The organism is Longimicrobium sp. (assembly GCF_036387355.1).
Classification (GTDB): Bacteria; Gemmatimonadota; Gemmatimonadetes; order Longimicrobiales; family Longimicrobiaceae; genus Longimicrobium.
This window is the reverse complement of the sequence record NZ_DASVTX010000314.1, coordinates 1-6,204: the sequence shown is the minus strand read 5'-3', so window position 1 is coordinate 6,204 and position 6,204 is coordinate 1. Positions and strand designations below refer to the sequence as shown.

General features: G+C 72.1%; 5 protein-coding genes. All 5 read left to right on the top strand.

Annotated features, from left to right (window positions below; genetic code table 11):
- The first annotated feature begins 1,712 nt into the window (after window positions 1-1,712).
- Window positions 1,713-2,132, top strand: coding sequence for a response regulator (locus VF665_RS13575; protein WP_331053969.1), 420 nt, complete (start codon window positions 1,713-1,715; stop codon window positions 2,130-2,132).
- Window positions 2,132-2,794: a GAF domain-containing protein gene (locus VF665_RS13570; RefSeq protein WP_331053968.1), complete on the top strand. Its 663-nt coding sequence runs from the start codon at window positions 2,132-2,134 to the stop codon at window positions 2,792-2,794. Before VF665_RS13575 ends, VF665_RS13570 begins: the two co-directional genes overlap by 1 nt.
- Window positions 2,791-3,306 carry a chemotaxis protein CheD gene (locus VF665_RS13565; RefSeq protein ID WP_331053967.1) on the top strand — a complete coding sequence of 172 codons (516 nt, stop codon included), beginning with the start codon at window positions 2,791-2,793 and terminating at the stop codon, window positions 3,304-3,306. Before VF665_RS13570 ends, VF665_RS13565 begins: the two co-directional genes overlap by 4 nt.
- 42 nt (window positions 3,307-3,348) lie before the next feature.
- The gene (locus VF665_RS13560) at window positions 3,349-5,034 is read left to right on the top strand and encodes a chemotaxis protein CheA (RefSeq protein ID WP_331053966.1); all 1,686 of its coding nucleotides are present in this window, start codon (window positions 3,349-3,351) and stop codon (window positions 5,032-5,034) included.
- A 71-nt stretch (window positions 5,035-5,105) separates the two neighbouring features.
- Window positions 5,106-6,113, top strand: a complete 1,008-nt coding sequence (locus VF665_RS13555; RefSeq protein ID WP_331053965.1) for a CHASE3 domain-containing protein — start codon at window positions 5,106-5,108, stop codon at window positions 6,111-6,113.
- The last annotated feature ends 91 nt before the right edge of the window (window positions 6,114-6,204 follow it).

Below are 6,204 nucleotides of genomic sequence, written 5' to 3'. Positions count from 1 at the left end.
CTGCCGCCCACTTCGGCGCTGAGGCGTCATTCTGAAGGAGCGTGCGCCGCGCTTTCCCCCGTGCCGAAGTCATGCGCGACTGAAGAATCCCGGACCGAAGCATCCGCCGCACCGCGGACCGGCGCGGCGTCTCTCGCGCCGCACCCGCAGCGTCCGAGCGCGGTGCGCAACCCGGCGTGCATCGGACACGTTGGCGCGGGATTCTTCAGTCGGCGCCAAGGTCCGGTGTGACGGATGGTGCGGCGCGGCGCCTCCGCTCAGAATGGCACTCGAAGTCCGAGCCGGGTGAGCAATCCCGGCGCGGCGGATGTGACGGATCCGGTGCGCCTGGTGTCACGTACGCCGCCCGCGGCGGCACCTCCGCGCCACCGCTGTCCTGCCGCCCACTTCGGCGCTGAGGCGTCATTCTGAAGGAGCGTGCGCCGCGCTTTCCCCGGCACCGCGTTCATGCGCGACTGAAGAATCCCGGACCGAAACGCCCGCCGCACTGCGGTCCGGCGTGGCGTGCTCCAGCCTCTCCCGCCGCGCCCGCAGCGTCCGAGCGCGGCGCGCAACCGGGCGTGCAGCGGATGCGGTGGCGCGGGATTCTTCGGTCGGCGCCAGAGTTCGGTGTGGCGTACGGTGCGGCGCGGCGCCTCGCTCAGAATGACGCCCAAAGTCCGAGCCGGGTGCGGAATCCCGGTGCGCCTGATGTCACGGTACGCCGCCGCGCGGCGTACCTCCGCTCCACCGGTGTCCTGCCGCCCGCCTCGGCGCTGACGCGTCATTCTGAAGGAGCGTGCGCCGCGCTTTCCCCGGTGCCGGATCCATGCGCGACTGAAGAATCCCGGACCGACACGTCCGCCGCGCCGCAGTCCGGCGTGGCGTGCTCCAGCCTCTCCCGCCGCGCCCGCAGCGTCCGAGCGCGGCGCGCAACCGGGCGTGCATGGGATGCGGTGGCGCGGGATTCTTCGGTCGGCGCCGGAGTTTGGTGTGACGGACGGTGCGGCGAGGCGCCTCGCTCAGAATGACACTCGAAGTCCGAGCCGGGTGGGGGATCCCGGTGGGGCGGATGTGACATGTCCAGTGCGCCTGATGCCAGATCGCGGCCCGCGCCGCCCACGCTGCCCGGCGCCGCCTGCGGCGGCACCTCCGCGCCACCAGTCCTGCCGCCCACCTCGGCGCGGCGGCGTCATTCTGAAGGAGCGTGCGCCGCGCTTTCCCCGGTGCCGCGTTCATGCGCGACTGAAGAATCCCGGACCGACACGTCCGCCGCACCGCGGTCCGGCGCGGCGTGCTCCAGCCTCTCCCGCCGCGCCCGCAGCGTCCGAGCGCGGCGCGCAACCGGGCGTGCATGGGATGCGGTGGCGCGGGATTCTTCGGTCGGCGCCAGAGTCTGGTGTGACGGACGGCGGAGCGCGGCGCCTCCGCTCAGAATGACACTCGAAGTCCGAGCCGGGCGAGGGGACCCGGTGCGGCTGACCTGCTACCCGCCCCCGCAGCACCCATCCGCATTCCTGCCGCCGACAGATCGCCGCCGAGTTGCGGCAATCTGCCGCACCCCCTGGCGCGCCCGGAATCGCGGCGCATCCGCCTAAACCACTCTCCCGCAACAGCTTGGCGCCGTCAGCCGAAACCTTGGCGCATGCGGTACGGTTCGTGGAATAAGGGACCGGTGCGCGGCGGGTCTTCCACCGCGCCTGACCAGCCACTATCCGACACCACACGGATTCATGAGCGCCTTCGCCGCCGCGTACGCCATCCCCACCGCGCCCCGCGCGGAACCCAAGAAGAAGGTGCTGCTCGTCGACGACTCGGCGACCACGCACATGTGGATCAAGATGATCCTCAGCAAGACCGCGTACGAACTCATCTCCGCCCGCGACGGCGAAGAGGGCGTGCGCACCGCCCTGGCCGAGCGCCCCGACCTCATCCTCATGGACGTGGTGATGCCGCGCATGAACGGCTTCGAGGCCACCCGCGCCCTGCGCGAGCGCAACGAGCTGCGCGACACGCCCATCATCATGGTCACCACCCGCTCCGAGGCCAAGAACGTGGAAGAAGGCTACGAGAGCGGCTGCAGCGACTACATCACCAAGCCCATCGACGGCATCGAACTGGTCGCCAAGGTGCGCGACTTCATCGGCGAATGATGCTGGAGCTCCCCGCCCGCGACGCCGTGCCCCCCGCCGGCCCCGACGAGCTGCGCGAAGCCAACCGCCGCCTGGCCGAACAGGTTTCCGTGCTGCGCGACCGGCTGGACCGCCACCAGGCCGAGCTGATCGCCGCGCGCCGCGAGATGGCCGCCGCGCAGGCCGCCAACCGCGCGCTCAGCGAGCGCAACGTGCGGCTGGAGGAGGAGAAGGGGAACGTGGCCAAGCTGTACGTGGCCGCCTCGTTCCTGCACGGCAGCCTGGACCGCGCACAGGTCATTGAAGCGCTGCACGAGGTGCTGGTGAACCTGATCGGGAGCGAGCACTTCGCCGTGTACGAGGCCGAAGGCGGCGCCACCCGCCTGGTGAGCGCGCTCCTTCCCGACGGGCAGGCGAGCGCCGAACCCTCCGCCGTGGCCGCCGCCGCGCTGCTCACCGGCGAGCCCTACCTGCGGCCGGAGGGCGACGAATCCACCCCCGCCGCCGCCATTCCGCTGCGGCTGGAAGGCCAAACGGTGGGCGTGGTGGAAGTGGCCGGGCTGCTGGCGCACAAGACCGGGTTCACCCCGTTCGACGAGGAGCTCTTCTCGTTTCTGGCCATGCACGCCGCGCCGGCGCTGTACGCCACCCGGCTGCACGCGCTGACCCGCGCGGCGTCATGAGTGCCCTTGCCGCCCGCGCCTCCGCCGCGCGGCCCGAACCGGCGGCCGCTCCCGTCGCGCGCCGCGCCGTGTACCTGCACCCCGGCCACGTGGTGGTGAGCGGCGAGCCGGCCGCCGTCACCACCATTCTGGGGTCGTGCGTGAGCGTGTGCCTGTGGGACGCGCGCCTGCGCGTGGGCGGGATGAACCACTTTCTCCTTCCCAACCACGCGGGGATGGGGACGGCCAGCGCCCGCTTCGGGTGCGTGGCCATGCGCAAGCTGCTGGACGGCATGCGCTCGCTCGGGTGCCGCACGGCGGACCTGGACGCCCGCGTCATCGGCGGGGCGTGCGTGGTGGAGGCGTTCCGCGGCACCGGCGAAGGGCACCTGGGCGACCGCAACGCCGAACTGGCCCTGCAGGCGCTGGAGCACCACGGCATCCGCGTCACCCGGTGCGACGTGGGCGGCCACCGCGGCCGCAAGCTGCTGTTTCACACGGATGAAGGCACCGCCGCCGTCCGGCTGATCTGACCTTTTCTCGCGTCACCCCCGCCCGAGCAGGCAAAGGCTTTCATGGACATGGATTTCGACTTCGGGGCCATTCTGCAGGTGTTCCGCGCGGAAGCGACGGAAACGCTGGCCTCGGTGGAGGACGCGCTGCTGGCCATGGAGGCCGCCCCCGGCGACGCCGCCCTGCTGGACGCCGTGTTCCGCGGCATCCACACGCTCAAGGGCGACGCCAGCAACCTGGGCTTTCCCGCCGTGGCCGAGTTCGCCCACGTGACGGAAGACCTGCTGGACCGCCTGCGCGAGCACGAACTGTCCGTGACGCCGCCCCGCCTGGAGCTGCTGCTGGCCGCCGTGGACGTGCTGCGCGCCGCCGTCCCCGCCTCGCTGGACGGCGCCGACGAGCTGGACGGCCCCGCCCGCGCCCTGCAGGCCCGCATTGCCGCCGCCGCCGCCGAGCCCTCCGACACCGCCGCGCCCTCGGCCCGGGAGGTGGACGCCGCCGCCGCCGACGCGGCCGGCGCCTCGGCCGAGGGAGCCGCGGCCCCGGCGGACCGGCCCGCGGACGCCGAACGCGCGCGCATCCGCACGCTGCGGGTGGACGTGGAAAAGCTGGACCGCACGCTGGACCTGGTGGGCGAGATCGCCATTGCCCGGGGCCGGCTGACGCAGATGCTGGAAGAGGGGCGCCCCGCCGCCGAGGTGCTGGCCGTGCACCGCGAAGCCGACCGCCTGCACATGGACCTGCAGGAGGTGGTGATGAAGCTGCGCATGGTGCCGCTGGGCCCCATGGTGCGCCCCTACCATCGCACCGTGCGCGACGTGGCGCACGTGTGCGGCAAGCAGGCGCGGCTGGTGGTGGAAGGCGCGGACGTGGAGGTGGACACCAGCATCGTGGAGCAGCTGCGCGAGCCGCTGACGCACCTGGTGCGCAACGCGGTGGACCACGGGCTGGAAACCCCGGAAGCCCGCGCCGAAGCCGGCAAGGATCCCGAGGGCACGGTGACGTTCAGCGCCCGCCATGAGGCCGGCAGCGTCGTCATTCAGATGCGCGACGACGGCGCGGGAATGAACCGCGCCCGCATCGCTGCCCGCGCCCGCGCCGCCGGCCTGCACCCCGACCCCGAGCGCCTGGCCGACGCCGAGCTGTTCCGCATGGTGTTCGAGCCCGGCTTCAGCACGGCGGAAGCCGTGACGGAAATCAGCGGGCGCGGCGTGGGGCTGGACGTGGTGCGCCGCGCGGTGGACGCGCTGCGCGGCACCCTGGCCGTGGAAAGCCGCGAGGGCGAGGGCACCTGCATCACCCTGCGCCTGCCCCTTACCCTGGCCGTCATCGAGGGCTTTTCAGTGGGGGTGGACGGCGAAACGTACGTGATGCCGCTGGACAGCGTGGTGGAGTGCCTGGAGCTCCCCGCCGAGCGCCACGACGGCGGCGCGGACGGCATGCTGAACCTGCGCGGCCAGCCCCTTCCCTGGCTGCGGCTGCGTGAGCGCTTCTGCCCGGGCGCGGCCCTGCCCCGGCGCGAAAGCGTCGTCGTCGTCCGCCACGGCGAGGGCCGGGCCGGTCTCGTGGTGGACGCGCTGATCGGCGACGGCCAGGCCGTCATCAAGCCCCTGGGCCGCCTGTTCGACGGGCTTCCCGGGATCGCGGGAAGCACCATTCTGGGCAGCGGCCGCGTGGCGCTGATCCTGGACGTGCCCTCGCTCATGGAAGACGCGCTGCGGGCCGCCCCGGCGGCGGCCGCGGCCTGACCGATACGCAGGACTTTCCACCACCAGGGCGCCCCAAGCGCCCCCCGCCCCACCCTTACGGAGACCGGACCATGTTCAAGAACCTCGGCGTTGGCGCGAAGCTGTACATGGGCTTCGGGGGAATGCTCCTCATCCTCCTGGCGCTCGTCACCGTGTCGCACGCCAACTTCAGCAAGCTCAACGAGTCCGTGGGGTGGGACCGCCACACGTACCAGGTGCTCCTCGCGTCGGACCTCATGCTCACCTCGCTGGTGGACATCGAGACGGGCGAGCGCGGCTTTGCGCTGGCGGGCGAGGACAAGTTCCTGGAGCCGTTCACCATGGGAAAGGCGGAGTTCCAGAAGTACTACGAGCAGGCCAGGGACCTCACCAGCGACAACCCCCGCCAGCAGGAGCGCCTCACCAGGCTCAACGACACCTACCAGGAATGGCTTGCCCAGGCGCTGCAGCCCACCATTGACCTGCGCCGCCGCGTAACGCGCGGCGAGGTGCCCATGGACTCGCTGGTGCAGCACGTGGCCGCGGGGCACGGCAAGGTGCGCATGGACGCCATGCGCCGGCAGCTGGCCGACATCCAGAGCGCGGAATCGGCCCTGCTCAAGGAGCGCGAGGCCGACACCTCCGCCCGCGTCGCCACCATGTTCCTGACCCTCAAGGGGGGCGGGGCGCTGGGCGCGCTGCTGGCCCTGGGGCTGGCGCTGCTGCTGGCGCGGATGATCGTGGCGCCGCTGCGCACCGCGGTCAGCATCAACGACCGCATCGCCGGTGGCGACTTTACCGCCGAGATCCACGCCACCGGGCAGGACGAGCTGGGGCAGATGCTGGGGGCCATGAGCCGCATGAACCAGCGCCTCTCCACCACCATCGCCGAGGTGCGCGCCGGCGGCGACGCCCTCACCAGCGCGTCGGCGCAGCTGTCCTCCACCGCGCAGAGCGTGTCGCAGGGCACCAGCGAGCAGGCCGCGTCGCTGGAGGAGACCATGGCCAGCCTGCAGGAAATCAACGCCAGCATCACCCAGAACGCCGAAAGCAGCCGGCAGATGGAGATCATGGCGCAGGCCGGCGCCCGCGACGCCTAAGAGGGCGGCGCCGAGGTGCGCGAGACGGTGCAGGCCATGAAGACCATCGCCGGCAAGATCGGCATCATCGAAGAAATCGCCTACCAGACCA

Excerpts from the sequence above, each read along its gene's own strand:
- VF665_RS13560 (WP_331053966.1), top strand. The coding sequence starts at position 3,349 with ATGGACATGGATTTCGACTTCGGGGCCATTCTGCAGGTGTTCCGCGCG.
- VF665_RS13565 (WP_331053967.1), top strand. The coding sequence starts at position 2,791 with ATGAGTGCCCTTGCCGCCCGCGCCTCCGCCGCGCGGCCCGAACCGGCG.
- VF665_RS13555 (WP_331053965.1), top strand. The coding sequence starts at position 5,106 with ATGTTCAAGAACCTCGGCGTTGGCGCGAAGCTGTACATGGGCTTCGGG.
- VF665_RS13570 (WP_331053968.1), top strand. The coding sequence starts at position 2,132 with ATGCTGGAGCTCCCCGCCCGCGACGCCGTGCCCCCCGCCGGCCCCGAC.
- VF665_RS13575 (WP_331053969.1), top strand. The coding sequence starts at position 1,713 with ATGAGCGCCTTCGCCGCCGCGTACGCCATCCCCACCGCGCCCCGCGCG.